Here is a 25,481-nt window from a genome sequence, read left to right on the forward strand (position 1 = left end):
GGCACGGGGAGGAACAGAACGAAGGGCGTTAGGACCGGCCTTCGATAGTCTGGCAGGCGATGACTCATGTCCGCCATCAGCCGGTGGCGCCGACTCACATGCGGTGTCTGGCGCCGGGCGCCGGCATCGATGCCCACCGCCACGACGACCACCAGATCGCCTACGCCAGCCGCGGAGTACTGGCCGTCACCACCGACGCAGGCTCATGGGTGGCGCCGGCCAACCGCGCCGTCTGGATACCGGCCGGGGCCCCGCACGCCCACCGTGCCCACGGCAAACTCGAACTGCACCTGGTCGGCCTGCCCGCCGCCGACAACCCGCTCGCCCTGGAGTACCCGACGGTACTCAAAGTAGGCCCCCTGCTACGGGAGTTGATCCTCGCCTACACCCGCGACACCGAGGCCGGTGACAGTCCGCAACGGGCGCGGCTGCGTGCGGTCCTGCTCGACCAGTTGCGCATCTCCCCGCAGCAGCCACTGCACCTGCCGGCCCCCAACGCGCCCCGCCTCCGGGCGCTGTGCGACATCCTGCACGCCGACCTGGCCGACAACCGCACCCTGGCCGCACTGGGCAGGCAGATCGGAGCGAGCGACCGCACCCTGTCCCGGCTCTTCCAGGCCGAGCTCGGTATGACGTTCAGTCAGTGGCGGACCCAACTACGGCTCTACCACGCGCTGGTGCTCCTCGCCGAGGACATGCCGGTGACCACCGTGGCGCACCTGTGCGGTTGGGCTTCCGCGAGCGCGTTCATCGACGTCTTCCGGCGCGCTTTCGGACACACCCCCGGGTCGTTCAGGCAGCGGGCTCCTTCGACGCAGCGCCGGAACGGGGAGGCGCCTTCGGCCGAGGGCGGAATGCGAACGGGTTCGGGCTAGAGCCCCAGGGCCGTGGCCACTTGGGAGGTGTGGTGGTCGGCGTCGCCGAAGGCCAGGGCGGTGGCCGTCGCATGGCGGGTGAACAGATGCAGGTCGTGTTCGGCGGTGAAGCCGATCGCGCCGTGGACCTGATGGGCCAGTGCACACACCTCCTGGTACTGCTCGCTGGCGCAAGCCTTGGCCAGCGAGACCTCCAGGGCGGCGGGGAGATCGTGCGACAGCCGCCAGGCGGCCTCGTAGGCGAGCAGGCGTGTGGTGAGGACGCGCACGGCCATGTCGGCACAGTGCTGCTGGACCGCCTGGAAACTGCCGATGGGGCGGCCGAACTGGGTGCGGGTCTTGGCGTAGTCCACCGTCATGTCGAGTACGCCCTGGGCCGCGCCGGCCATCTCGGCGCAGGTCGCCGCGGCGCCCAGGTTGGCGACGGTCTCGGCCACGGCGCCGCCGTCGCCGACCTTGCCGATCACCTGCGAGGCGGGCACGGCGGCAGCGGTGAAGTCCACACGGTATTCGGGGGTGGTGCCGACGACGTCGAGGCGGTGCCGGCCCAGGCCCGGGGTGGTCGTGTCCACCAACAGTGCCGTCAGTCCTTCCCGGTAGTCGGTGCGGGCCATGACCACGAGGGCGTCGGCTGCCTGGGCGTACGGTACGAACAGGGCCGTTCCGTCGAGCCGGAAGCCCTCGCCCGACGGGGTCGCCGTGATGTCCGAGCCGGCCGCGCCCCAGTGGCCGTGCGGTGCCGCACGGACGTAGCTCAGGATGCGGCCCTTGGCCACCGCGCTCAGCCACTGCGCGCACTGGGAGGGGTTGCCGTGGCGCGCGAGGGGGAGCGCCGCGCAGGCCACGGTGGTCAGCAGTGGGCTCGGTGTCTGGTGGCGGCCGAGCTCCTCGCAGAGCAGCCAGAGATCCATGAAGTCGCCGCCCAGTCCGCCGTGTTCCTCGGGCAGTGCGAGTGCGGGCCAGCCGAGTTCGGTCATCTCGTCCCACAGCGTCGGCGAGTGGCCGAGTGGGGTGTCGCGTACTGCCCGTGCGCCGGCCGTGGCACGTCTGTCCGTCAGGAGGTCGGTCGCCGCCGCCCGGATGTGCCGTTGGTCCTCGGTGGCCGTCAGGTCCATAGCCGCTCCGATGTCGAGGATGTTGGGGATATGGGGATATGGGGATATGGGGAAGTGGGGAAGTGGGGATATGGGATCGAGGGGGTTGCTGGGGGTCAGGACCGGGGGAGGCCCAGGCCGCGGGTCGCGATGACCCTTCGCTGGATCTCCGTGGTGCCGCCGAGGAGCGTGGCGGCCACCGCGTCGAAACGCATATGCGCGAACGCGGCGGCCATCGGGGCCGGGCCGCGCTGCCACAGTTGTGCGTAGGGGCCGAAGGCGCGGGCGCCGGTGCGGGCGAGCCGCTGGTGCAGTTCGGCGCCCAGGAGCTGGCTGACCGACGCCTCGTAGCCGGGCACCGCTCCGGCGGCGTGACCGGCGGCGGTGAGGCGCGCCACCGCGTACTGCGCACGCATCTCGACATAACGCCGGGCGATCTCGTGCCGGAGGACGGTGGTGTCCGCGCGGACGAGCTCCTGTCCCTCGGCCGAGCGCAGCCGGCCGACCAGTCGCTTCAGCAGCTGCTCGAACTTCACGGGGGCGCCGATGCCCGCGCGTTCGAAGCCGAGTGCGGCCATCGCCACGTACCAGCCCTGGTTCTCCGCGCCCACCCGGTGGGCGACCGGGACCCGTACGTCGTCGAAGTGGATCTCGGCGAAGGGGGTGGCACCGCGCATGTCCTCGATGGGGCGGATGCTGACGCCGTCGCTGGTGGCGTCGATGAGCAGGAAGGTGATGCCCTTGTGCCTGGGCGCGTCCGGGTCGGTACGTACCAGGACGAACAGCCAGTCGGCGTACTGGGCCGACGAGGTCCACACCTTCTGCCCGGTGACCCGGTACGCCTCGGGCCCGGCCGGGCCGGCCGGCTCACGGACCGCCGTGGTACGCAGTGCGGCCAGGTCCGAGCCGGCGTCCGGCTCCGAGAAGCCCTGGGCCCACACCGTCCGGCCGCACGCGATGCCCGGCAGATGCGCCCGGCGCTGCTCCTGGGTTCCGAACTCCATCAGCGTCGGGCCGAGCAGCATCGCCCCGATGCCGTTCACGGTGGGCACCTCGGCGCGCACCATCTCCTCGCGGAGGATGAACTCCCGCATGGGGGAGAGTCCGGCACCGCCGTATGCGGCCGGGAGGTGCGGGGCGATCCAGCCCCGCTCGGCGAGGGCCGCCGCCCAGGCAAGGGCGCCGGCGCGCCGCTCCGGGTCCGGGGAGCACCGGTCGGCCGGCCAGTCGTAGCCCCAGACATCCTCGGGCTCCAGGCTGTTCTCGGCCTCCGGGTCCGGCCGGTAGCAGGCGGGGAAGGACTCCCGGACGAAGGCGCGTACCTCCCGGCGGAACTCCGCGTCCTGAGCCGTCTCCTCCCAGTGCGCCCCGGTCACCGGGCACCGCCCCTCGGCAGCAGGTGCTTGGCCACCTTGTCGGTGGCGGTGCGCGGCAGTTCGTCGAGGAACTCCAGATAGCGGGGGACCATGTGCCTGGGGAGCCGCTTCTGGCAGAACTCCAGCAACTCGGCGGCTTCCAGGCCGGATCCGGGGTGTGCGACGACGAACAGCTTCACGTCCTCCTCCTCCAGCTCCGACGGCACACCGACGGCGGCGCACTCCACCACTGCCGGGTGCAGATTGACCTCGCACTCCAGGTCGAAGGCGGAGATGTTCTCGCCACGCCGGCGGATGGCGTCCTTCATGCGGTCCAGGAAGTAGAAGTAGCCGTCCGCGTCGCGCCAGACCCGGTCGCCGGTGTGGAACCACAGGTTGCGGAAGCAGTGCGCGGTGGCCTCGGGAGCGCCGTAGTACCCGCTGGTGATGATGGACGGCTGCTTGGGGCGGAGTACCAACTCGCCCGGCTCGCCCGGGCCGACCTGCCGGTCCAGTTCATCCACGACGCCGGCCTCGAAGCGCTCGTGGTGTGCCTGGCCGCACGAGCCGAGCCGCCACTCGCCGTACGGGCTGCCGGTCGCGATGCCGGCCTCGGTGCTGGTGTAGCACTCCGCGGAGCGGACCCCGAAGCGGTCGTGCAACGGCTTGTCGAGGGCAGATTTGCCCATGTAGAAGACTTCGAGGGGGTGGTCCTTGTCCCGCTCGGTCGGCTCCTGGTTGAGCAGCATGGGGATCATCGAGAAGACGCTCAACGCCACCTGCGCGTCGAAGCGCCGCACATCGTCCCAGAACCGCGACACATGGAACCGGTCGGCGACGGCCAGTGGACTGCCGGACAGCAGCGCGGACAGCACGCCGTCCCACAGGCCCGCGGCGTGGAAGAGCGGCAGTGGGCAGTAGGCCGTCTTGCCCCACCGGTCGAGGAAGTCCAGCGAGTCCAGGGCACAGGCCAGGGCCAGCGAATGGGAGACCATCGCGCCCTTGGACGGGCCGGTCGTCCCCGAGGTGTACATGATTGCCTGGAGGTCGCAGAACGACACATCGGCGCGCGGGGTCTCGGCGCCGTAGGACAGCAGACTGGCGAGCGAGACGGCCGGCTTGCCCAGCGCCGTCAACGGCACCGAGGAAGCGTCATGGGTCCGTACGACGAGGTGCGCCAACCCGGGCAGACAGGGGGTGAGGGCCGACAGCTCCTCGGCGTACCGGGCGTCGATGACGAGATAACGGGAGCCGGAGTCGGCCAGGATGCGACGCAGGAGGTTGCCGCACAGGGCGGTGTTCACCGGAACCGCAACGGCCCCGAGGCGGCTCAACGCGAAGACGGTGTGGAGGAGTTCGGGGCAGTTGGGCAGCATCACCGCGACATGGTCGCCGGGGCGGACGCCGAGGGCCGCCAGGCCCTGGGCCACCCGGTTGGACATGTGGTGCACTTGTCCGAAGCTGAGGTCACCGTCGTGGAACCTCAGGAAGGTCTCGTCACGGTGGCTCCGTGCCCGCGTCGCGAGCACTTCCCCTATGGTCATCGACTCCAGTGCGATGTCAAACATCGGTGCCTCCGTCGCCACTGCCGTTGTGTCCCGCCGAACTCCCCGCCGGGCGCGCCCGGTTCGCGGGTGCCGTGCCTGGGAATTCCGGATCGACCTCGCCGGGCCTGGGCGGTCCGACCAGGTCGGCGTCGCCTTCCCCGCCGTCGCAGGCGGTGAGGGTGTAGCCGCGCCCCCACGCCGTGCGGATCTCCAGCCGCAGCGGGGTGAGCCGGCGGCGGATTCTCATGATGTGGAGGTCGAGCGCGTTGCGACTGGCGTGGCGGTCGCCCTGGCACAGCCGCTTCCTGAGGGATTCGCGCGAGACGACCTCGCCGAAGTTGACGGTCAGCAGCCGGACCAGTTCCGCCTCGGTGGGGGAGACGGTCACGGTGCACGAGCCGCGGCGGATGACGCCGTTGGGATCGACCTGCGGAGCGTAGTGGCCGAGGTTGCGGGCCCGGAGCGTGGCGATACGGACCTGGATGTCCTCGTTCCTGGTCGGCAACCGGATCCAGTCCTCGCGGATGTCCGCGCACACGGGTGCGTCGGTGCCCTCGTCGATGACCAGCAGCCTCAACTGGCCGGACTTCCGGCACCATTCCCGCTTGTACGCCTCCCGTGGCCAGCGGATGATCTTCACACAGGGGTGGCAGCCCGGACTGTTCAACATCGTTTCTCCTCGGCCATCCGCCGGTACCTCCGATCGTCGGTGTCCTGGAAAACCACGGTGCGGAGCGCCGCAGTCGGCTGGTCTGCCGGGGTCATACGGCTACACCACCCTGCGCAACGAGGTGCGGAACCGCCGGGCGGTCGCGACGTAGTCCTCGACGATGTCCGCGACGGCGTCCATGGGGAACAGGGTGTTCTCCCGGTTCTTCGCCGGAACGCCGAGTGCGATGCAGCCGGTCGGCACATGGCCGTCGAAGGTGATGACCGCGCCCGCCGCGACCATGGCACCCGACTCGATCACCGCGGAGTTGAGCACGATCGAACCCGACGCGACCAGGCAGCCGTCGCCGATCCGCGCGCCCTCGATATGGACCATGTGCCCGATCACCGTGCCGGAACCGATGACGGCGGGTGTCTCGGGGGCCGCGTGGATCACGCTGCCGTCCTGGATGTTCGTCCGCGCGCCCACCTCGACTCGGCCGTCGTCGCCGCGCAGCACCACCTGCGGCCAGACGGACGCATGGGCGGCCACGTGCACATCGCCGATCACGGTGGCGTCGGGGTGGACATAGGCATCGGGATGGATCTGCGGTTCCACGTCGCCCAGGGCGTAAACGGGCATGCCGGAACGTTCCTTTCCGTCGGGGGAGGAGAGAGGGAGGGGAGAGGTTGGGGGCGCCGGGCAGGGGAGGGAAACGTCAGGCGTAGATGCGGTACACCACCTGGGCGACGCACGCCGGTTTGGGATCGCCCTCGACCTCGACGGTGGCGTCCACCAGCATCTCCATTGCCCCGCCCCGCACTTCGGCGACCGTGCCGACCACGGCGTGCAGCCGCACCCGCGCGCCGACCGGTACGGGACTGGGCAGCCGGAGCCGGTTCACGCCGTAGATCACGTTCATCCGGATCTCCTGGAACTCCAACAGCCGGTCGACGAGCGTGCCCACCAGGCCCAGAGTGTGGAAGCCGTCCGCGACGGGTCCGCCCAGCGGCGGGGCGGAACCCTCCTCGGTGGCGTCGCAGTCGTGGGTGCGCCCATGGGTGGCGTGCGCAAAGGCCGCCACCTGCGCCTGGTCGACCGGCACCCACGGCGTCCGGCCCAGGTCCGTTCCCGCGAGCCCCGCGAGCTCGGCGAGTCCGTGCACGGTGGTCGTCATCGGCTCTCCCGTGCCTGGCCGCGCTGCCGCAGTGGCGTCCCGGTCGGCTGTTGCGGACTGCGCGGTGGTGGGGCGTGCCGTCCGTCGTTCCCGCCGTTCGGAAGCGCTTCGGCCCTGCGGGGGTCGCGCAGTCGCCACGCCAGGGCGGCCGGTACGAGGAGGATGCCGATCAAGGTGGCGAGCACGGCGCGCACGCCCCAGGCATCGGCGAGCATGCCGAACAGCGGAGAGAGGAGCCCGCCGGCGGACAGGGTCACGCCCAGCGTCAGCCCGCTCGCGGTGCCGATGCGGGTGGGCAGGTAGTCCTGGGCCAGGGTCACCTGCGCGGCGAACGGGACGAACAACACCGTTCCGTAGACGAGCGCACAGACCAGCACCCCGGCGATGTTCGGCATGAGCACCATGCCGGCGACCGCGAGGACGGAGACGAGATAGCCGTAGCGCAGGGACGGCAGGCGGCCCCAGCGCTCGGCGCTCCAGCCGCCCGCGAGGGTGCCGATGACACCGCCCGCGGTGAACGCGGTCAGAGCCGCCGCCCCGGTCGCCGCCGAGACACCGAAGCGGCTGATCACATACGGCGCGGCGAGTGCGCCCATCACGACGTACGGAATCGACCAGAACACCGAGATGACGGAGAGCTTGCCGAAGGCCCGCCAGTCATCCGGTCGTCCGGCCTGCGCCGTGCCGCCGTCCGCTCCCTGCGCGCGCGGCCCCGTCGCGGGGGCCACCCGCCAGAAACGCCGGACCAGACAGCAGGCCACGCCCATTGCGAGGGCGGGGAGCGCGAGCAGCCAAGTGCCCGGGATTCCCGAGCCGTTGATCACCAAGGACACGTAGAGCGGGGCGAGGGCGACGCCGATGTTGCCGCCGACGGCGAAGACGCTCATCGACCGGGTGTCGCCACCGCCGATGACGCGTGCGGCCATGGCGCCCGACGGGTGGTACGCGGCCAGCCCGATTCCCGCCAGCGCAACGGCCAACCAGGTCCACACATAGGTGTCACCCAGGCCGGAAAGACCCACGCCCACGCCCGCGGTGACCATTCCGGCCGGGACCAGCCAACCCATCGGCCGACGGTCGGCCAACAGCCCGACCACCGGCTGTATCAGACTGGACAGGCCGGTGGCGGCGAGCGTGATCCCGGTGATCAGGGTGTAGCTGTAGCCGCGTCCGGCCTGTAGGAACGGCAGCAATGCGGGGATCGCGCCCTGATACATGTCGTTGACCCCATGGGTCACGGTGAGCAGGCCCAGGTCTCTCTTGCTCTTCACAGGTCCCCCGTTGGTTGATGGACGGTCTCCGGTTCTGGCCTGACTTTGCGTCAGGCGCGTTCTTCGGCGCCGCGTACGGGATACGGCTCGCCTCTGGCCACGACGAGGCGCACCGCACGCAGGACTGACAGATCGACGCGTGGATCACCGTCGACGACCACCAGGTCCGCATCGAGACCCGGCGCGACACGTCCGGTCGTCCCGGACAGGCCCAGCGCACGGGCGGAGGAGAGGGTGGCCAGTTCGATCACTCGCTCGGCGGGGAAGCCGAGCCAGGCATAGAGCTCCAGCATGCTGACGTAGTCGTCGAACACGGCCTGCGGGATACCCGCGTCGGTGCCCGTGATCAGGGCTACACCGAGTTCGTCGAGCCAGCTCAGCCGGTCGTAGAAGGCGCGGGTGGCGGCTTCCCCGTCCCGCGCCAGTTTGGTCCGCCAGTCATACCCGCACAGGGAGCCGCAGACCGCGATCCCCTGTGCGGCCATCGACCGGGCGACGGCGGTGCGGCGGTCGACGCCCTCCGGTCCGTCCATCCACAGGCAGTGCTCGACGGTGCTCACCCCGGCGGCCACGGCCGAGGCGACGGCTGCCGCACTGTGTGCATGGGCGGCCACCGGAAGCCCGAACCGGTGCGCCTCGTCGACGGCCATGGCGAGTTGTTCGGTGCTGAACTGGGACTCCCACATCGCCGCGCCGCCCTCGGTGATGTGCCCGCCGCTGGCCATCACCTTGATCACATCGGCTCCGGCCTCCGCGTTGCGCCGTACCAGCGCCCGCAGTTCGGCCTCGTCGGCCACCTCGCCCCCCAGGAACCAGCAATGCCCGCCCGGAGGGGTCAGCGGGGACCCCGCGGCGAGAATCCGCGGACCCCTGACGTGGCCGGCGGTGATGGCCTCGCGCAGCCGGATCGCCGCGGCCCCGCGGTCGCCGAGGTCCCGGACCGTGGTCACCCCGCAGTCCAGCAGCCGACCGGCGCGCCCGGCCATGGCGTCCAGGAGCCTGGGTGTGGGCACCTCGCTCTCCATCAGTGCCCTGAAGGGTTCGGGGCCCGCGTCGAAACTCAGGTGCACATGGCCGTCGATCAGGCCGGGCAGCAGCGTCCCGCCGGGGAAGTCCCACCGGGCCACGGATGCGGGTGCCCGGGCCACGACCGCTTCGCGCGGGCCGACCGCGGCGATCTTCCCGTCCCGGACCAGGACGGCCGCGTCCGTGGTGCGTTCCCCCACGGGCCCGTGCAGTAACTCACCCACCGTGATCAGCATGCGGGCTCTCCGGTCAGGGCGTGGGGGAGGCCCTCCCGGTGGGATCCGGTGCCTGGACGTGATGCGGTGTCGGAGTCCGTACGGGCCGACGCGCGAGGCGCAGCGCCCGCCGCACCGCCCGTCGCCGGGCCCGTTCCGGCTTCCGCCGTCTCGGCCAGGCGATCCAGGAGCTGCTCCAGCAGCGGTCCTGACGTGGCGAAATTGAAGCGCACGAACCCGTCGCCGCCCGGGCCGAATCCCGGGCCGGAACCGAGTTCCACGGCCCCGCGTTCCCGGAACCGGGCTGCCGGGTCCGCGCCCCAACCCAAGGCCCGGCAGTCGAGCCAGGCGAGATAGGAGCCCTGCGGCGGATGGTGCCCGATCTGCGGCAGCCGTTCGGCCAGCCCGGCGGCGAGCCGGTCCCGCAGGCGCGTCAGATGCTCCCGAACGGCGTGCAGCCAGGCATCCCCCTCCGTCCAGGCCAGCAACGAGGCATGCACACCGAGCACGTTGGCGGCTCCGTACAGTTCGACGGGCTGGTCGTCCCAGGCCGCGCGCAGCCGGGCCGGGCCCAGGTGCCCCACGGCGCAGCGGAGGCCCGCGAGGTTGAATGCCTTGGTCGCCGAGGTGAGCGTGACGGTGCGCCGCTCGATCTCGGGGGAGAGCGAGGCAAAGGGGATGTGGCGGTGCGGGGCGTGGGTCAGGTCGGCGTGTATCTCGTCCGAGACGACCAGGAGGTCGTGTCGCTCGGCGAGTTCGGCGAGTTCGAGAAGCTCGGCCCGGGTGAAGACCCGTCCCGTGGGGTTGTGCGGGTTGACCAGCAACAGGGCACGGCAGCCGTGGTCCGCCACCAGACGGGCGAGTTCGCCGGAGTCCCAGGTCCAACCGCCGGGGCCGTCGTGCAGGGGAATCGGGACGAGCCGCCGGCCCAGCCGGGCGAGGCCCTCACGGAAGGGTCCGTACACGGGGGTGTGCACGGCTATCGCGTCGCCGGGTTCGGTGCCCAGGTGGACCGCGAGATGGACGCCCTGGGTGACGGTCGCGAACTCCCTGACCGCTCCGGGCTGCGGGTGCCAGCCGAATCGCCTCGCCATGCGTTCGGCGAAGACCTCTCGCACCGGGCTGCCGTCCGGCCAGTACGGATAGCCGAGGGCGCCGCGGCCGAGATACCGCCGTAGTCCCTCGCGTATCGGCTCCGCCACGGGGAAGTCCATCTCGGCCAGCCCGGCCGGCAGCACGCCGGCGGCCGCCTGCCGCCACTTCTTCGAACCGATGCCGGAGCGGAGAACGTCCGGGTTCACCGCGTCGAAAACGTCCCAGGCTCTCGACGGCGCATCGGACGCGCCGATCTCCCTCACGTTCATGTTTTCCTCCCCCGGTCCGTGCCTGTGCGCACGGTGTGCAGTACGGCACGTCATCGCGCCGCATATGCGTACGGCCCCTTCACTCCCATTGGTTGAATTCCGAATTTATTTCGCAAGTGACGGGGCGAAGCGGTTGCGCGTGTATCGGTCACGGCGGACGCTAATCGATCGCCGTCGCGCAGCACAGGGAATATTGCAGACATCTGTCAAAGGTAAATGGAACTTTAACTGCTGACACTCCGACAGGGTTCCATGTCCAGCTGGTCGAACGGATGGGATGCCCGCTTTGCGGTGTCGCGGCCTCCCGGCCGGCCCCTGATCTGGCGTTACCGGTCGGTATTCCACGCCGACCGGGCGGCAAATCATCGAAAACCAGACTCTCTCGCCGACTCCAAGTGGAATATCGGCGATGCAGCGCAAATCCACTTCTCGAAGCCGAATTCCAGACGAAACGCAAAAGCGACAGGCGGGTCTGTTTTTTGGGGTGTGGGTGCGGATGAGGCCGCCCCGGCATGGCTGCCGGGGCGACGCTGTCAGTTGCTCAGTTACGACCGTCAGTTATGGCTGTCGTGAAGGAAGTCGCGGATGAGGGCGGCCCATTCCTCCGGCCGTTCGACGAAGGGGAGGTGCCCGGAGGCGATCTCGGCGTAGCGCGCCCCCGGAATGGCGTCGGCGAGCTGCCGGTGGTGGTGCGGGGAGACGAGCTGGTCGAGCGCGGTGGAGATGACCAGGGTCGGCACGGCGACGGCCGCGAGGTCGGCCCGGACGTCGACACCGTCGATGATCAGCTCGACGTGCTCCGGCGTGCCTGGCGGGATCGTGGTCGCCGTGGTCGTGATGGCGGTGTCGAGGTCGCCCTGGGCGATGGCGTCCAGGGCGGGGGAGCTGAGGGCCATCAGGGTCAGGAAACGGGCCAGTTGCTCCGTCTCGCCCGCACGCAGCAGGTCGCGCCACAGTCGGGCCGTCAGCAGGAACCGCGGGTCGGGATGGGCGAAACCCGCCGTGAGGACCAGGGCCGTGACGCGGTCGGGGTGCCGGGTGGCGGCCCGGACGGCAACCGGGCAGCCCAGCGAGTACCCGGCGATGGCGAAGGTCTCCAGGCCCTCCTCGACGGCGGCGGCGACCAGTTCGTCGGCCAGTGCGTCCAGTGCGAGGGGCGTGTCGGCGCGCTCGGTCCGGCCGGTGCCCGGGTAGTCCGGGCCGACGACGGTATGGTGCGCGGCCAGTACGTCCATGACGGGGCCGTAGTTGGCGTCGATGCCTCCGCCTGCGCCATGGGCGAGCAGCAGGCCGGGGCCGTTCCCGCGCACCACGCGGCCGAGACGGGGAGCGGGCAGAGCGCTGGGCATGGGGTCTCTCCTGATTCTGTCGGAGCGGTTCCGGCCGAGCAGATCGCGTCGGCCGGACCGCCGGTCGTCGAGGGCGTCGTGCCGATGGTCATGACCGGGTGCTGGTGGTGATGGCCGGAACGCTAGAGCCTCACATCGATGTGAGAGTCAAAGCGGTCAGGGGCGGTTCGCGCGGATCGACGCGGTCCGGCTACCGCGCCGTCATGGCGGCGACCAGTTCCTCCAGTCCGTTGAACTGCCGGTCGAAGCGGTCGGAGTCCGCGGGCGGATCGCCGACCGGCCGTCGGACGTAGGCGGTCCGCATGCCCTGTGCCTGTGCTCCGCGAAGGTCCCAGGCGTGGGCCGCCACCATCAGCACGCGCTCCGGTGGGCAACCGGCGGTGTCGAGGGCGAGCTGATAGACCTCGGGTGCCGGCTTGTAGGCGAGGGCGGACTCGGCGGACAACGCCTGGTGCCAGCGCAGCCCGGCATGTGCGTTGAGCCGCAGCAGAGCGGTGCGGCTGGCGTTGGAGAGCCCCAGCACGGGGAATGTCCGCGCGAGCCGCCGGAGGCCGGCGACCGAATCGCCCCACGGTGGCAGGCGTTGACCGGCGGTGGCCAGCCGGGCGACGGCCGCCGGATCGGCGAGCGCTGCCCGGTCCGCCACCCGTTGAGCGGCCTCCCCGTCGATGATCTCGGTGTTGGCGTACGCGCGCCGTCCTTGCGCAATGCGGTGCTGCTCCTCTTCGACGTACCCCTGCCACACCTTCAGCAACTCGTCGACGGGCGCTGCCGCGTCGGAAGCCGCCACCGCCTCGCGAATCGCCGCGCGCAGCCCACTGGGTTCGTCGACCAGGGTCCCCAGGACGTCGAAGACCACGACCGCGATGTCGCGGATCTCGGTCAAATCGGTCATAACTCCTCCTCCTCCTTTTCCTTCCTTCTTCTCCTTCTTGTCCTTCTTCGCCGTGTCCCGTTCGCCCGCGTCACCATCTCAACAGGTGACGGATCTTGTCGCGGCGGCGCGTCACCGGTCAAGATGGTGACGTGGATTTCGCGTTTGTGAGCGGCGACCCCGCTCTCGATCTGACCGGCACCGTGGGATCTCGTCGAGACGAGCCCAACGACCTCTTGGCCACGCCCGCGGACCTCGAACGGTGGGTGGCGGAATGCGACGAGCTCCCCGACCGTGTTGCCGTCGACTCCGCAACCTTCGAGTCCGCACTGGCACTGCGGGAGGCGCTCTACCGACTGGCTCTCGACCGTGTGCTCGATCGGCCCTTCGACCCGGCCGGCCTTGAGATCGTCAACGAGATGGCCGCCGGGCCGGTGCTCACGCTCAGGCTCAGCGACGCCGGGCTGCACAGGTCGGGGAACCTCCGTGCAGTGCTCTCCCACATGGCCAGGAGCGGTATCGCCCTGCTCGCCGATCCCCATGCCTGTCTCAAGGAGTGCGGCCGCGCTGACTGCACCCGTATCTACCTCGACCGCTCGCGTGGCGCCCGACGCACCTGGTGCGGGATGGACGCGTGCGGCAATCGCGTCAAGGCCGCGGCCTATCGAGCCCGCAGACGCGCTTCGACCACGACCGACACGCCCGTGGCTCCGCATGGCGCACTCCCAAAGCGAGATCAGCGCTGAGCTGCTCCGGCGCCGTAGCCGATCCTGTCTGATGGAGGATCAGCTGCCCGCTTGCGGCGCTTCGTTGGGGACGGGCAGCGAGCGCCACAGTCCGCCGCCGGCAACGTCGGCGAGGTTCGGTGCGGCGTTGCGCAGACAGTGTGCGGTGGCATCGGGATCCGGTACGGAGACGGCGAGAAGGCTGAAAGGCGACGACGGGCACAGCCCGATGCACAGCACGGGGCCGCCGGGCCGTACTGCCACGAAATCCCTGCCGGCCGAGTGCCGGCGGACGCCGACACAGACCACTTCGGGTACCCACACGCCTCGTCCCCGTCTGCCACGCAAGGCGCGCCACCAGTCCCGTTCGACCACCACGGTGCGCACCGCGGCGAGCGGTACGCGGATCCGGACGCGACGTGCGGCCACCATCTCGGGCCACGTCAGGCGGAGGAGGAACTGGTCCTCCCCGATCGTCAGATGTGCCATGGGCGCGACAGCTCCTGGTCGTGTTGCGCGGGGCCGGTCCGGCGTCGGGCCGGCGGTTCGGTCTTCGGTGCGGCAACCGTTGCCTACCAGGCTCGGGCGGCGCGGCTGGCCGGTGGCGACGGCGTGGCGCACGAGTCGGGAGAGGCGCAACGACCCGACTGGCGGAGGCAGGGTCTTACGAAGTCATGACGTGAGCGTCGTGGCGCACCTCGGAACGGGTCGCCAGGCTTAGCGTGATCGGCATGCGAGTACTGGTAACCGGCGGTGCCGGATTCATCGGATCGCAGGTCGTCGAGGCACTTCTCGGGCGGGGCCATGAACCCGTCGTGCTCGACGCACTGCTGCCCTCGGCCCATCCGGAGCCCCCGCCGCCGCCCCCGGGGGTGCACCGTGTCGTCGAGGACGTACGCGATCGGGCGGCTGTCGAGACAGCCCTCGCCGGCGTCGACGCGGTCTGCCACCAGGCGGCGATGGTGGGCCTCGGCAAGGACTTCGCGGACGCGCCCGACTACGTCGGCTGCAACGACCTGGGAACGGCCGTACTGCTGGCGGCGATGGCCGCGTCGGGGGTGCGTCGACTGGTGCTCGCCGGATCGATGGTGGTCTACGGGGAGGGGCACTACAGCTGCCCCGCCCACGGCGCCGTGCGGCCGGGGCCTCGGGCGGTCGCCGAGCTGGAAGCCGGGCGGTTCGAGCCGGACTGCCCGCGCTGCGGTGCCGCGTTGCTGCCCGGCCTGGTCCACGAGGACGCGCCCGTCGATCCGCGCAATGTGTACGCGGCGACCAAGCTCGCCCAGGAGCATCTGGCCGCCTCCTGGGCCCGGGCCACCGGCGGCCGGGCCATCGCGCTGCGGTACCACAACGTCTACGGGCCAGGCATGCCACGCGACACCCCGTACGCGGGGGTGGCGTCGTTCTTCCGTTCGGCGCTGGCCCGTGGCGAGTCGCCCACCGTCTATGAAGACGGCGGTCAGCGGCGGGACTTCGTCCACGTCCGGGACGTCGCGGCGGCGAACATCGTCGCTCTGGAGGCGCTCCCGGAACGACGGGAAGGCACACTGACCGCTTACAACACCGGCAGTGGGCGACCGCACACCGTCGGCGAGATGGCGTGCACGCTGGCCGAGGCGTACGGCGGGCCGGCGCCGGTGGTGACGGGGGAGTACCGGCTGGGCGACGTCCGGCACATCACCGCCTCCTCGCGGCGGATCGCCGACGAACTGGGGTGGCGGGCGGAGACCGGATTCGCCGAAGGGATGGCGGAGTTCGCGCGGGAGGGCATGCGGGAGGGCCCGGAACAGCGTGCGGTGCAGCGTGTGGTGCAGGGGGCGGGCACGGCCCGGCACGGCACGGGTCCGGCGGCGGGGCCTGCCGGTGGTGGGCCCGGTCCCGCCCCGGTGGACGTCGTGCTGCCCTGCCTGAACGAGGCGGCCGCGCTGCCGTGGGTGCTGGCGCGCATCCCTGACGGCTGGCGGGCCGTCGTCGTGGACAACGGCTCGACCGACGGCTCCGCCGAGGTCGCCCGTGGCCTCGGCGCCACCGTCGTCCACGAACCGCGGCGCGGCTTCGGCGCTGCCTGCCACGCCGGACTGCTCGCCGCCGAGGCCGACATCGTCTGCTTCTGTGACTGCGACGCCTCGCTAGACCCGGCGCTGCTCGCCCCGTTCGTCCACGCCGTACGCGACGGGGAGAGCGACCTCGTACTGGGCCGCCGCCGCCCGCAGGGCCGTGGTGCCTGGCCGCCGCACGCCCGGGCCGGCAATGTGGTCCTGGCGCGGATGCTGCGTCGGCGCACCGGTCTGCGGCTGCACGATCTGGGCCCGCTGCGGGCCGCCCGCCGCGACGCCCTGATCGGCCTGGATCTGACGGACCGTCGCAGTGGCTATCCGTTGCAGATGGTCGTCCGGGCCGCCGACGCCGGCTGGCGCATCGAGGAGCGGGATGTGCCCTACCGGCCGCGCACCGGCCGCTCGAAGGTCACCGGCACCTGGCGCGGCACCTGGCACGCGGTCCGCGATATGCGCCGCGTCCTCAACCAGCCGCCGCTGACGGCACGGGTACCGGAGGTGGCGCAATGACCGGGGCCGCACAGCTTCCACCGGATGGGCAAAGTCTGCGGGGCTCCCACGGTCCCGCGGGCCGGCCCGATCGGCCGCGGCCGGCAGTCGGCCCGACGACGGTCCTGGTCATCGCCAAGGAACCGGTGCCCGGACGGGTCAAGACCCGTCTGACGCCGCCCTACACCCCGCACGAGGCCGCCCAACTGGCCGAAGCGGCGTTGTGCGACACGCTGCGGGCCGTCGGCGCGCTGCCCGCCCGGCGACGGGTGCTGGTCCTCGACGGGCGGCCGGGCGACTGGTTGCCGCCCGGTTTCGACGTGCGACCGCAGAGCACCGGCGGCCTCGACGAGCGGCTCGCCGCGGCCTTCGCGGACAGCACCGGACCGACGCTGCTCATCGGCATGGACACCCCGCAGGTCACACCACAACTCCTCGCCCCGGCAGTGGACTTCGGTGCCTGGGACGACTGCGATGCCTGGTTCGGGGCGGCCGACGACGGCGGATTCTGGGCGCTCGGCCTGGCCGTCCCCGACCCCGGGCTGCTGCGCGGCGTCCCCATGTCCACCGCCCGCACCGGTGCCGCGCAGCGCGCCAGGCTGACCGCGGCCGGGCTGCGGGTGCGGGATCTGCCGCCGCTGTGCGACGTCGACACCGCGGACGACGCCGACCGGGTCGCGGCCGGCGCACCCGACGGCCGGTTCGCCGCCACCCTGGCCAGGCTGCGACGGGTGGGCAGCCGATGACGCCGCGCCAAGTCCGCCGCCAGGACCGCGGACTTGTGGGGAAGGACGGAGACCAGGCAGGGCCGCTTGCCGAGGCCGCTCCGCCGTCCGTGCCCGTGCGGTCCGTGCGGCCTGTACGCAAGCGGACGGTCGGCCGCGATCTTCGGGCGGTGGCGGCCGCGGTGGTGCTGTTCGTGCTCGCGGTGGTCGTCGGGCGCGCCCTCAACCGCACCGTCTACGGAACCGAGGGGATTCTGCGACTGGGGTGGCCGCCGCTGTACGCGTCATGGCTGCCGCACCTCGGCCCCGGTACGCCGGCAGCCCTCGTCGTCGCCGCGCTCGTGGTCGTCCACGGCCCGCGGATCGCGCAGTGCCTGCGGTGGCGGGCGCTGGTGCCGGCCGTCTGGGGCGCGTCGATGGCCTGGACCTGGTCCTTGGCACTCGTGGACGGCTGGCAGCGCGGCGTCGCCGGGCGGCTCACCAGCAGCATGGAGTACCTGCGATCCGTCGCCGACGTACATGAAGTGCCCGCCTTCCTAAGGGACTTCACCCACCACATCCTGGCCGACTCGCCGCACAACTGGCCCGCGCATGTGGCCGGACACCCGCCCGGCGCACTGCTGACGTTCGTCGGCCTGGACCGGATCGGGCTGGGCGGAGGTGCCTGGGCGGCGGCCTGGTGCATCACCATCGGCTCGTCCGGCGCGGCCGCGGTCATGGTGACGCTACGGGCGCTGAGCGGTGAGCGGTGGGCCCGGACGGCAGCCCCGTTCCTGGTACTGGCCCCCGCGGCGGTGTGGATCGGCGTCAGCGCCGACGGCTACTTCGCCGGAGTGGCCGCCTGGGCCATCGCCCTGCTCGCGCTCGCGGCCACCCGCACCACCCGGGTGCCCCGCCTCGCGGCCCTGGGGGCCGGGCTGCTGCTGGGGCTCGCCTGGTACCTCTCCTACGGTCTGACCGTCCTGGTCGTGCTGGGTGCCGCCGTTCTCCTCCTGGCCCGTTCCGCCCGGCCCCTGCCGTTCGTGGTGGCGGGGGTGCTGCCTTGGGTGGTGGGCTTCACCGCGCTGGGATTCTGGTGGCCCGAGGGCTATACGACCCTCGTCGAGCGGTACTACCAGGGGGCCGCGAAGGTGCGCCCGTACGCCTATTTCGTCTGGGCCAACCTGGCCGCCCAGGTGGTGACGGTGGGACTGGCGACGGTCGCGGGACTGGGCCGGGCGGCCGCCGGGCTGTGGCCGGCCCTGCGCGGGATGCGGCGTGCGGCGCCACGAGGTAGCGGTGCGCTGGCCGTCCTGGTCGGAGCGGCGTTCTGCGCGATGCTGCTCGCGGACGTGTCCGGAATGAGCAAGGCGGAGACCGAACGCATCTGGCTGCCCTTCGCCATCTGGCTGCTGCCTGCCTGCGCACTGCTTCCGCGCCGCATGCACGGCAGGTGGCTGGCCGGCCAAGCCGTCCTCGCACTCCTGGTCAACCACCTTCTGCTGACGGGATGGTGACGAACACTCAACAGGGCATGACCATTCCTCAGCGCGGCCTGCCGGCCGGTGCCGGGCCGTGATCGGAGCCGGTGCGATGGGGGCGCCGCAGTACCAGGAAGTGGCGGTCGTCGAGCGTCCAGTGGTCGCCGGTCTGCCAGCCGGTGGCCGCCGCTTTGCGGCGCAGCGCGGGGAGGCCGACCCGGGCCCAGGGGAACGGGCGGCCCAGGCGGCCGCGGCCGTCGTCGAACCGCACGTCCAGCCGTTCGTCGATGTCTTCGGGGGCCGCTTCCACCAGCAGGGTCCCGTACGGCGCCACAAGAGAGCCGATGCGCGCCAGCAGTGCCCTGGGGTCGCCGCCGATGCCGATGTTCCCGTCCATGAGCAGGGCGGTGTTCCACAGCCCCTCACCCGGCAGTCTGTCGAAGACGGACCGGCACAGCGCGGGGCCCCCGGTGTGCTCGGTCCGCGCGACGGCCGCGTGACTGATGTCGATGCCGAGCACGACATGGCCGCGTGCGCGGAGGGCGCCGACCAGACGCCCCGGCCCGCAGCCGATGTCGAGCACCGCGCCGTGGCAGCGCCGCAGGACGCTGCGGTCGGCGGAGTCCGGTGCGGCACACCAACGGTCCACCTCCGACAGCAGGATGCCGCCGTCCGTACAGCGCATGTACAACGGGCCGCGGCCTCTGGCGAGCGCCTGGGCGTAGGGGTCCTCGTGCCGGGACTCGGGGACCGCGCGGGGCTCAGGTGTCTGTTCGTCGGTGCTCATCGGATCCGGGCTCCACGGCGGCCGGCACGTTCGGGGAGGTTCATCGATCGCTTGATCCCGCCTTCGGACGGCGCGGCCGCGCGCGCCACACCGACACCAACAGGCATACCGCGGAGACCGCGAAGAGCACGGCGGTGATCAGCAGCCAGCGCCCCCAGAAGACGTCGGCCGGCAGGCCGGTGTAGGCGCTGAAGCCCGAGACCCGGCCGAGGACGAGCGGGTACCAGACAAGGAGCAGCAGAAGGGCCAGGCAGGCGGGCACCCGGACGTAGTCGATACGGCCTGCCACCGGACGGGAGCGGCTTGCTGCCTCCCTGCTCCGGCGCCTCCGGAACAGGTGCTGCACCGCGCGGTCGGTGACGGTGTAGAGGGGGAGGAGGACCAGATCGTGCAGAAGTGCCGCGCCGACGAACCAGATGACGATGCCGAGCGTGTCCCCTCGCAGCAGCCGGAGTCCGGCGTAGCCGGTCAGGGCGAACGAGCCCAGGACCAGGACGAGGTGCGCGAGCGAACCGCCGTAGCGCGCCCGGATGCCCCTGGCCACACCCATGCCCATGCTTCTGGCCGTGCCCGTCACCCTGGCCATGGCCTGGCCCAGACCCCTCGCCAGCTCTTTCATCCGGGCCCTTCCGCGGCCTGTCATCGCGGTACTCCGAAGGTGAGGCGGGTGACCCATTTCGTGTTGTGCACACCGGGGTTGGCGGGGACGATGATCCGCGCCGGATAGCCGTGGTCCACCGAGAGAGCCGCGCCGTTGACCCGCAGAGCCAGCAGCGACCTGGGGTCCCGGACCTGGTTGTCGCGCAGATGGGCGGAGCTGAAGGCTCCGGGGCGCTGGGCGGACTCGACGAAGACCCCGGGCGGGCTCTCCCGCAGCCCGACCAGGGCCGCCAGGTCGGACAGCCGTACGCCGCTCCAGTGCTGGTCGTCGGTGGACCAGCCTTCCACGCAGGCGATCGGCAGGGCGGCGGTGTGCTGCGGCAGGGCCAGCGCCTGTTCCCGGGTGAAGCTCCGTTCCCGGCCGGGGCCGCGTACGACGAGGCGCCAGTCCGGGCCGATGTCGCGGGCGCGGATGCCGACCGCCGCGGCGGTCTTGTTGATCTGGAAGCCGTTGGGTCCGGTGCCTGGTTCCTGCCCGTGCGGAGCCAGCAGCGCGGTCCTGCGGAGGGCTCCGCCGATGCTCTGACCAGCCGTCACGACGAGCAGTACCAGCGAACCGGCGCCCACCATGCCGAGCGCGCCACGGCGCGACGTGGTGGGCGGTGCGGGGTCGGGGGTCACCAGCCCGGTGTCGTCCGGCGGTTCGGGCCGGGTACGCGTGACCGGGGTACGCAGCTCGCTGCGCCAGCTGCGGCTGCGCAACGCCGTCGTCATGGCGGGGATGCGGAAGGCGACGTGTACGACGAAGGCGCCGATGAAGATCCAGGCACCGTAGAAGTGCAGGGGGTAGAAGGACCCGGGGAAGATGTAGTGCAGCTGGATGTTGAGCACGCCCGTGACGAACTCGAACAGCACACCGCCCACGAGCAGCAGCAGCGAGAGCCGTTCCAACGCGTGGCGGGGGGAACGCAGCGGTGGCCACCCGAACAGCTTCGGGATGACCGACCACAGCTTCGCCAGCAGGACGGGGACGAGCACCACGCCCAGGGTGACGTGGACCCCCTGGGTGAGGCGGTAGAGCCAGTACGGCCGGGTCGGCCAGGGGAAGAGATAGAAGCCCAACCAGCCCTTGTCCGGCGTGTGGTCGTTGCCCGGTGCCAGGTCCGGGTTGTACGCGGCGTACGACAGCAACCCGGTCACGAACAGCACGGTGATGCCGATCAGCAACACCAACCCGAGCACCGACGTCAGCCAGGGCCCGCGCAACGGGCTGCGCCAGAAGTCCGGGCGCGCGGGGCCCGGCGGGGGAGTGCCCAGCAGCGCGGTCAGGCGACGAGGAGTGCGGGCGCGCCGCCGTCCTGCCTGCCTGTCCCGGTCCGGCGGGCTGCCGCCAGTCTTTCCGCCCGGCTGTCCGTCCGCCTGGTCGTGCTTGGGGCGGTGCGCCTCGTCACCGCGGTCACTACTCCCCACATCCGTCCCTTCCGGAGGCCGGCGCGTTGTGACAGTCACGCACAACCGCCATATACGGCATATCTCTCATAACGGACAAGGGTCCCACTGTTTGTCGGGTCGACCGGGCGCGCCACGTATGCGCGTCATTACCGTGCCCGTTGATGAGTCACGGGTAGATCTGGCACCCGGCCCCACCCCCGACCTGCAGCTTCGGCTATTTGATCGATAATCGATCGATAATGGGGCAGCGATTTCAACGCTCGAACGAAATGCGAAAAAGTTGAATTAGGGTGTGTGCGGATCACTTCGCACGGCAGAACGGACGTAGCCCGCCATGGACATGAGCGCGGCCAGTAAAAAGAACCTCAGTCTCTTCGCCCTGATCATGATCGGGCTGGGGTCCATCTTCGGCTCCGGATGGCTCTTCGGAGCCGGCCAGGCCGCACAGGTCGCAGGCCCCGCGGCGCTGGTCGCCTGGGTGATCGGAGCCGTCTTCATCGGCATGATCGCCATGTCGTACGCCGAGGTCGGGGCCGCCTATCCGCTCCCCGGTGCCATGGCGCGCTTCGGTTCGATCTCACACGGGCCGGTGCTCGGCTTCGTGAGCGGTTGGGCGGTGTGGATCGCGATCGCCTCCCTGATCCCGATCGAGTCCATCGCGGGCACCCAGTACATGGCGTCCTGGAACTTCGGCTGGGCCAAGGCGCTCGTCGCCGACGGCAGCCTCACGGCCTCCGGCATGGTGATGGCCCTCGCCCTGACCTTCGCCCTGTGGTTCGCCTGCTACTGGTCGGTCGCGCTGCTGGCCCGCGCCAACACGGTGCTGACGCTGGTGAAGTTCGCCATCCCGGTGCTCGCGGTCGCCGCCCTGATCGCCTCCGGCTTCCACACCGGGAACTTCACCGACCACGGTGGCTTCGCCCCCAACGGCTGGTCCGCCGTGATGACGGCGGTCACCACCTCGGGCGTCGTCTTCGCCTTCAACGGCTTCCAGGCCGTCGTCAACCTCGGCGGAGCCGCCCGGAACCCGGGCCGCTCCATTCCGCTCGCGCTGGTCGGTGCACTCTCCCTGGGCCTGGTGATCTACCTCGCGTTGCAGATCGCCTTCCTCGGCGCGGTCCCGCCGGAGCAGCTCGCCCAGGCGGGCGGCTGGCAGGGGATCAACTTCGCCTCCCCCTTCGCCGACCTGGCCAAGCTCCTGATGCTGCACTGGGTCGTCACCCTGCTCCAGTTCGGTGCCTTCATCTCGCCCTCCGGCGCCAACATCGCCAACGTGGCCTCGGCCTCGTACCTGGCGCAGAACCTGGCCGAGACCGGCTTCTTCCCCAAGAAGATCGCCGAGGTCCACCCCCGCTACGGCACCGCCCGCCCCGCGATGTGGCTCAACCTCGGCGTCTCCGTGCTCCTGCTGCTCACCATCGGCCACAGCTGGGAGGCCCTGGCCAGTGTCGTCTCGGCCGCCATGGTCGTCTCGTACCTGATCGGCCCGATCGCGGTGGGCGTCCTGCGCCGCACCAAGCCGGACCTGCCGCGGCCATTCCGCCTGCCGGCCGCCTCGGTGCTCTGCCCGATCACCTTCGCCTTCGCGGCCTGCGCCCTGTACTGGTCGAAGTGGCCCAACACCGGCAAGGTGACCCTCCTCGTGCTGGTCTCCGTGCCGATCGCGGCGCTGGTGCTGCGCCGCCGGGGCGAGCGGAATCTGGCCCGGCAGTTCAACGCGGCCTGGTGGCTGATCGGGTTCCTGCTGTGGCTGTCGGTGGTCTCGGCGCTGGGCGGCAGGGAGTTCGGCGGCTACGGCGTCCTGCCTGGCGGTGTGGACGTGGCCGTGGTCGGCGTATCGGCTCTCGGCTTCTACTTCTGGGCGGTACGCGCCGGTGTCCAGGCTCATCGCGCGGGCCTGACGGACCCCGATCCCCTCCACCCCGACGAGCCCGAGCCGGCGGCGGAGCCGACCGTCCTGCCCGGCCAGCGGTCCGGGGAACGTGAGGCCGTCGCCTCCTGAGACGGCACGGCTCGGACAGCCGCCGGAACCGACCACGGACGGTTCCGGCGGCTGTCTGTTTTCCGCAGGTGCCTCGCCTTTCCGGCACGGTGCTGATCTTGTCCGTCAACTCGGCCCGTGGCGAGCCGAGTTGTTCGACTCAGGCAGCGAGGACGGGCCCGGCGACGGGGTGCAGCGCGGCGTACTCCAGCGGCGCGGACGGGTCGACGGACATGCTCAGTTGGGCGGGGGCGGCACCGGCCCGTACCAGCAGATCGCCGACGGCGGCGATCATCGCGCCGTTGTCGGTGCACAGGGTCAGCGGCGGGACCCGCAGTGCCACCCCGGCCGCCGCGCACCGCTCCTCGGCAAGCGCCCGGACCCGGGAGTTGGCGGCCACCCCGCCCACCACGACCAGCGTCCCCACCTCGTACTCCCGGCAGGCGGCCAGCGCCTTACGGGTCAGCACGTCCGCGACCGCCTCCTGGAGCGAGGCGGCGCCGTCGGCCAACGGGACCTCCTCGCCCCGAAGGCGGTGGGTCTCGGCCCAGCGCGCCGCGGCCGTCTTCAGACCGGAGAACGAGAACGCGTACGGGTCGCCCTTCCCGCTGGTCAACGGCCTGGGGAAGGCGACCGCGCACGGGTTCCCGCCCCGGGCCGCCCGGTCGATCGCAGGGCCGCCGGGATAGGGCAGGCCGAAGACCCGGGCCACCTTGTCGAAGCACTCGCCGGCGGCATCGTCGACGGTGTCGCCCAGGTGCACGATGGGGTCGCGCACCAGGTCCCGCACCAGCAGCAGCGACGTATGGCCACCGGAGACGATCAGCACCAGGCACGGGTCGGGCAGCGGGCCGTGCTCCAGGGTGTCGGCCGCGACATGGCCCGCCAGGTGGTGGACGCCGTACAAGGGAACTCCGGCTGCGTAGGCGAGGCTCTTGGCTCCCGCCAGCCCCACCTGCAGGGCGCCCGACAGGCCGGGGCCGGTGGTCACGGCCACGGCGTCGAGATCACCCACCCGCAGCCCCGCCTGGTCCAGGGCCTCGCGCACCACCGGGGCGAAGGCGTGCAGATGCGCACGCGCGGCGATCTCCGGCACCACGCCACCGAACCGGGCGTGCTCGTCCATGCTCGACGCCACCACATGTGCGAGCAGCCGCCCGTCGGACACGATCCCGGCCCCGGTCTCGTCACACGACGACTCGATACCGAGCACGATCCGGCCCTGCGGCATGGCCACTCCCTCACGACTGCCGACATATTGCGTGAGTAGTGTAGTTGCAACCTATTCGCAATAAGGGCGGAGGTCGGGCACCGGGCGCCGTCCTCACACCTGAATCCGCTGCCACCGGCCCCGGAGGCGCCACTCGCCGTCGTCCTGCGCCCAGCTAGTGACGAGCGCCGCGACCTCGTCGTGGCCCTTCATGGCGTACGGCGGCGCCACGATGGTGCGGAAGTGCTGGTCGGGGCCGCCCTCGCGGTACTCCACCAGGCAACTGCCGTCCTCCGCGAGGTGCACCTGGATGTAGTGCTGCTCCGGATCCCGGCCGTCCGCGCGTTCCACGACGAGGAACGGAAGCGCCAGGTTCAGCTCGCTGAGCAGGTCGTAGAGGGTCTCCGCGTCGGGGTTGTCGTGGACGGCACCGGTGGCGGTGAGGGCGCGGGTGGCGGTCACGCGGCCTCCTCCGGGTGCAGCACCGACTGCTCGGCCAGCGCGACCAGGGCGTCCCCGGTCGTCGGCTGTGCTCCGTCCGCTCCCCGCACCGTCAGCTCGGCCGCGCACTCGGCCCGGAAGACGGCGCCGAGGCGGTTCTCCCACTCGACATGGCTGCCGGGGGAGCCGGGCAGCAGGGACAGTTCGTGCCGCAGGACGTCCAGGGTTGCCAGGCCGCGTTCGGCGCCCTCGCTGTGACTGCCGGTGCGCTCATTGCGGTAGCTCATGCGCAGGAAGGGGACCACCTCACGCCGCAGCCGCGTCGGCTGGAGGCCACGGTCGAACTGGTGGCGGGCCTCCGCGAGGGTCTCGGTGCCGGAGAACTCCCGCCGCCAGGCCGGGAAGAGCGCCACCGTCGCCTTGTGCAGATCGGCGTCCTCCTGCCCGTGGTACTCGTGCACCTCCGGTCCGACGGCGGCGACCGCGTCGAAGTCCCAACCAGGGCAGGCGAGCCCGTCCAGCACCACGAGCGGACGCTCACCGCCGACGACCTGCTCGGCGCGGTCCCGGGCCAGTTCCAGCACGGCACGGGCCAGCGCCGGGTCGTACTCGCCCATCACGCGCATCTCCAGTACGCGGCCGCGCGCGACCACGGCGTCGAACGAGAAGATCATGCGTGACCAGTGCCAGGCGTCCGGCACGCCGGGTACGGGCTCCGCGCCGGGCTGGTCGGCCAGCTTCGACGTCAGGTCCATGGT

24 protein-coding genes and 1 pseudogene are annotated in these 25,481 nt (G+C 71.4%); 7 read left to right on the top strand and 18 right to left on the bottom strand.

Annotated features, from left to right (window positions below; all coding sequences use genetic code 11):
* The first annotated feature begins 59 nt into the window (after positions 1-59).
* A complete protein-coding gene (locus tag K2224_RS32850; RefSeq protein WP_221910812.1) occupies positions 60-875 on the top strand; it encodes a helix-turn-helix domain-containing protein in 816 nt (271 codons plus the stop codon).
* Here the strand turns inward: K2224_RS32850 and K2224_RS32855 are convergent.
* The 11 genes from K2224_RS32855 to K2224_RS32905 form a co-directional block, all read right to left on the bottom strand.
* On the bottom strand, positions 872-1,990 hold the full coding sequence (locus K2224_RS32855; RefSeq protein WP_221910813.1) for an acyl-CoA dehydrogenase family protein: 1,119 nt from the start codon (positions 1,988-1,990) through the stop codon (positions 872-874). The two genes, K2224_RS32850 and K2224_RS32855, sit on opposite strands and share 4 nt — an antisense overlap.
* Positions 1,991-2,085: 95 nt before the next feature.
* On the bottom strand, positions 2,086-3,345 hold the full coding sequence (locus K2224_RS32860; RefSeq protein ID WP_221910814.1) for an acyl-CoA dehydrogenase family protein: 1,260 nt from the start codon (positions 3,343-3,345) through the stop codon (positions 2,086-2,088).
* The gene (locus K2224_RS32865; protein WP_221910815.1) at positions 3,342-4,892 is read right to left on the bottom strand and encodes an AMP-binding protein; all 1,551 of its coding nucleotides are present in this window, start codon (positions 4,890-4,892) and stop codon (positions 3,342-3,344) included. Before K2224_RS32865 ends, K2224_RS32860 begins: the two co-directional genes overlap by 4 nt.
* Positions 4,885-5,541, bottom strand: a complete 657-nt coding sequence (locus K2224_RS32870; protein ID WP_221910816.1) for a helix-turn-helix domain-containing protein — start codon at positions 5,539-5,541, stop codon at positions 4,885-4,887. Before K2224_RS32870 ends, K2224_RS32865 begins: the two co-directional genes overlap by 8 nt.
* Positions 5,542-5,640: 99 nt before the next feature.
* Complete coding sequence (locus tag K2224_RS32875) at positions 5,641-6,162, bottom strand: gamma carbonic anhydrase family protein (RefSeq protein WP_221910817.1); 522 nt, start codon at positions 6,160-6,162, stop codon at positions 5,641-5,643.
* A 76-nt stretch (positions 6,163-6,238) separates the two neighbouring features.
* Positions 6,239-6,697, bottom strand: a complete 459-nt coding sequence (locus K2224_RS32880) for a MaoC/PaaZ C-terminal domain-containing protein (RefSeq protein ID WP_221910818.1) — start codon at positions 6,695-6,697, stop codon at positions 6,239-6,241.
* On the bottom strand, positions 6,694-7,968 hold the full coding sequence (locus K2224_RS32885; RefSeq protein ID WP_398195987.1) for an MFS transporter: 1,275 nt from the start codon (positions 7,966-7,968) through the stop codon (positions 6,694-6,696). Before K2224_RS32885 ends, K2224_RS32880 begins: the two co-directional genes overlap by 4 nt.
* 50 nt (positions 7,969-8,018) lie before the next feature.
* Positions 8,019-9,230: an amidohydrolase family protein gene (locus K2224_RS32890; RefSeq protein WP_221910819.1), complete on the bottom strand. Its 1,212-nt coding sequence runs from the start codon at positions 9,228-9,230 to the stop codon at positions 8,019-8,021.
* Complete coding sequence (locus K2224_RS32895; protein ID WP_221910820.1) at positions 9,224-10,573, bottom strand: MalY/PatB family protein; 1,350 nt, start codon at positions 10,571-10,573, stop codon at positions 9,224-9,226. The genes K2224_RS32890 and K2224_RS32895 overlap by 7 nt, the downstream gene beginning before the upstream one ends.
* A gap of 554 nt (positions 10,574-11,127) precedes the next feature.
* The gene (locus K2224_RS32900; RefSeq protein ID WP_221910821.1) at positions 11,128-11,922 is read right to left on the bottom strand and encodes an alpha/beta fold hydrolase; all 795 of its coding nucleotides are present in this window, start codon (positions 11,920-11,922) and stop codon (positions 11,128-11,130) included.
* Positions 11,923-12,112: 190 nt separating this feature from the next.
* Complete coding sequence (locus tag K2224_RS32905) at positions 12,113-12,808, bottom strand: haloacid dehalogenase type II (RefSeq protein WP_221912100.1); 696 nt, start codon at positions 12,806-12,808, stop codon at positions 12,113-12,115.
* 140 nt (positions 12,809-12,948) lie between these two features.
* Here K2224_RS32905 and K2224_RS32910 point away from each other — a divergent pair, with 140 nt between their 5' ends.
* Positions 12,949-13,542, top strand: coding sequence for an ABATE domain-containing protein (locus K2224_RS32910; protein WP_221910822.1), 594 nt, complete (start codon positions 12,949-12,951; stop codon positions 13,540-13,542).
* A gap of 39 nt (positions 13,543-13,581) precedes the next feature.
* Here K2224_RS32910 and K2224_RS32915 read toward each other — a convergent pair whose 3' ends face one another.
* The gene (locus K2224_RS32915) at positions 13,582-14,010 is read right to left on the bottom strand and encodes a hypothetical protein (RefSeq protein WP_221910823.1); all 429 of its coding nucleotides are present in this window, start codon (positions 14,008-14,010) and stop codon (positions 13,582-13,584) included.
* 242 nt (positions 14,011-14,252) lie between these two features.
* Here K2224_RS32915 and K2224_RS40990 point away from each other — a divergent pair.
* From K2224_RS40990 to K2224_RS32930, 4 genes and pseudogenes are all read left to right on the top strand, one after another.
* Positions 14,253-15,314 (top strand): annotated as a pseudogene (locus K2224_RS40990) (NAD-dependent epimerase/dehydratase family protein); the annotation flags it as partial.
* On the top strand, positions 15,291-16,088 hold the full coding sequence (locus tag K2224_RS40995) for a glycosyltransferase family 2 protein (protein WP_260693898.1): 798 nt from the start codon (positions 15,291-15,293) through the stop codon (positions 16,086-16,088). The pseudogene K2224_RS40990 and the gene K2224_RS40995, both read left to right, overlap by 24 nt.
* On the top strand, positions 16,085-16,813 hold the full coding sequence (locus K2224_RS32925) for a DUF2064 domain-containing protein (RefSeq protein ID WP_399020749.1): 729 nt from the start codon (positions 16,085-16,087) through the stop codon (positions 16,811-16,813). Before K2224_RS40995 ends, K2224_RS32925 begins: the two co-directional genes overlap by 4 nt.
* On the top strand, positions 16,810-18,288 hold the full coding sequence (locus K2224_RS32930; protein WP_260693618.1) for a hypothetical protein: 1,479 nt from the start codon (positions 16,810-16,812) through the stop codon (positions 18,286-18,288). Before K2224_RS32925 ends, K2224_RS32930 begins: the two co-directional genes overlap by 4 nt.
* 28 nt (positions 18,289-18,316) lie before the next feature.
* Here K2224_RS32930 and K2224_RS32935 read toward each other — a convergent pair whose 3' ends face one another.
* From K2224_RS32935 to K2224_RS32945, 3 genes are all read right to left on the bottom strand, one after another.
* The gene (locus K2224_RS32935) at positions 18,317-19,039 is read right to left on the bottom strand and encodes a bifunctional 2-polyprenyl-6-hydroxyphenol methylase/3-demethylubiquinol 3-O-methyltransferase UbiG (protein ID WP_221910825.1); all 723 of its coding nucleotides are present in this window, start codon (positions 19,037-19,039) and stop codon (positions 18,317-18,319) included.
* Between the two features lie 40 nt (positions 19,040-19,079).
* On the bottom strand, positions 19,080-19,589 hold the full coding sequence (locus K2224_RS32940; protein WP_221912103.1) for a hypothetical protein: 510 nt from the start codon (positions 19,587-19,589) through the stop codon (positions 19,080-19,082).
* A gap of 89 nt (positions 19,590-19,678) precedes the next feature.
* Complete coding sequence (locus K2224_RS32945; protein WP_221912104.1) at positions 19,679-20,959, bottom strand: molybdopterin-dependent oxidoreductase; 1,281 nt, start codon at positions 20,957-20,959, stop codon at positions 19,679-19,681.
* A 466-nt stretch (positions 20,960-21,425) separates the two neighbouring features.
* On the opposite strand from K2224_RS32945, the gene K2224_RS32950 reads away from it, so the two are divergent.
* Positions 21,426-23,093, top strand: coding sequence for an APC family permease (locus K2224_RS32950; RefSeq protein ID WP_221910826.1), 1,668 nt, complete (start codon positions 21,426-21,428; stop codon positions 23,091-23,093).
* 139 nt (positions 23,094-23,232) lie between these two features.
* Here K2224_RS32950 and tsaD read toward each other — a convergent pair whose 3' ends face one another.
* The 3 genes from tsaD to K2224_RS32965 all read right to left on the bottom strand — a co-directional run bounded on the left by tsaD (position 23,233) and on the right by K2224_RS32965 (position 25,478).
* Positions 23,233-24,303, bottom strand: coding sequence for a tRNA (adenosine(37)-N6)-threonylcarbamoyltransferase complex transferase subunit TsaD (tsaD, locus tag K2224_RS32955; protein WP_221910827.1), 1,071 nt, complete (start codon positions 24,301-24,303; stop codon positions 23,233-23,235).
* Positions 24,304-24,396: 93 nt separating this feature from the next.
* Positions 24,397-24,744, bottom strand: a complete 348-nt coding sequence (locus K2224_RS32960) for a hypothetical protein (RefSeq protein ID WP_221910828.1) — start codon at positions 24,742-24,744, stop codon at positions 24,397-24,399.
* Complete coding sequence (locus K2224_RS32965) at positions 24,741-25,478, bottom strand: hypothetical protein (RefSeq protein ID WP_221910829.1); 738 nt, start codon at positions 25,476-25,478, stop codon at positions 24,741-24,743. Before K2224_RS32965 ends, K2224_RS32960 begins: the two co-directional genes overlap by 4 nt.
* Positions 25,479-25,481: the final 3 nt, after the last annotated feature.

Source organism: Streptomyces sp. BHT-5-2, assembly GCF_019774615.1.
In the GTDB taxonomy this organism is placed as follows: Bacteria; Actinomycetota; Actinomycetes; order Streptomycetales; family Streptomycetaceae; genus Streptomyces.

What these genes read in the sequence shown, in the direction of transcription:
- K2224_RS32850 (WP_221910812.1), top strand. Translation starts at nt 60, where the DNA reads ATGACTCATGTCCGCCATCAGCCGGTGGCGCCGACTCACATGCGGTGT.
- K2224_RS32855 (WP_221910813.1), bottom strand. Translation starts at nt 1,990, where the DNA reads ATGGACCTGACGGCCACCGAGGACCAACGGCACATCCGGGCGGCGGCG.
- K2224_RS32865 (WP_221910815.1), bottom strand. Translation starts at nt 4,892, where the DNA reads ATGTTTGACATCGCACTGGAGTCGATGACCATAGGGGAAGTGCTCGCG.
- K2224_RS32870 (WP_221910816.1), bottom strand. Translation starts at nt 5,541, where the DNA reads ATGTTGAACAGTCCGGGCTGCCACCCCTGTGTGAAGATCATCCGCTGG.
- K2224_RS32875 (WP_221910817.1), bottom strand. Translation starts at nt 6,162, where the DNA reads ATGCCCGTTTACGCCCTGGGCGACGTGGAACCGCAGATCCATCCCGAT.
- K2224_RS32880 (WP_221910818.1), bottom strand. Translation starts at nt 6,697, where the DNA reads ATGACGACCACCGTGCACGGACTCGCCGAGCTCGCGGGGCTCGCGGGA.
- K2224_RS32890 (WP_221910819.1), bottom strand. Translation starts at nt 9,230, where the DNA reads ATGCTGATCACGGTGGGTGAGTTACTGCACGGGCCCGTGGGGGAACGC.
- K2224_RS32895 (WP_221910820.1), bottom strand. Translation starts at nt 10,573, where the DNA reads ATGAACGTGAGGGAGATCGGCGCGTCCGATGCGCCGTCGAGAGCCTGG.
- K2224_RS32900 (WP_221910821.1), bottom strand. Translation starts at nt 11,922, where the DNA reads ATGCCCAGCGCTCTGCCCGCTCCCCGTCTCGGCCGCGTGGTGCGCGGG.
- K2224_RS32915 (WP_221910823.1), bottom strand. Translation starts at nt 14,010, where the DNA reads ATGGCACATCTGACGATCGGGGAGGACCAGTTCCTCCTCCGCCTGACG.
- K2224_RS40995 (WP_260693898.1), top strand. Translation starts at nt 15,291, where the DNA reads ATGCGGGAGGGCCCGGAACAGCGTGCGGTGCAGCGTGTGGTGCAGGGG.
- K2224_RS32925 (WP_399020749.1), top strand. Translation starts at nt 16,085, where the DNA reads ATGACCGGGGCCGCACAGCTTCCACCGGATGGGCAAAGTCTGCGGGGC.
- K2224_RS32930 (WP_260693618.1), top strand. Translation starts at nt 16,810, where the DNA reads ATGACGCCGCGCCAAGTCCGCCGCCAGGACCGCGGACTTGTGGGGAAG.
- K2224_RS32935 (WP_221910825.1), bottom strand. Translation starts at nt 19,039, where the DNA reads ATGAGCACCGACGAACAGACACCTGAGCCCCGCGCGGTCCCCGAGTCC.
- K2224_RS32940 (WP_221912103.1), bottom strand. Translation starts at nt 19,589, where the DNA reads ATGGGTGTGGCCAGGGGCATCCGGGCGCGCTACGGCGGTTCGCTCGCG.
- K2224_RS32950 (WP_221910826.1), top strand. Translation starts at nt 21,426, where the DNA reads ATGGACATGAGCGCGGCCAGTAAAAAGAACCTCAGTCTCTTCGCCCTG.
- tsaD (WP_221910827.1), bottom strand. Translation starts at nt 24,303, where the DNA reads ATGCCGCAGGGCCGGATCGTGCTCGGTATCGAGTCGTCGTGTGACGAG.
- K2224_RS32965 (WP_221910829.1), bottom strand. Translation starts at nt 25,478, where the DNA reads ATGGACCTGACGTCGAAGCTGGCCGACCAGCCCGGCGCGGAGCCCGTA.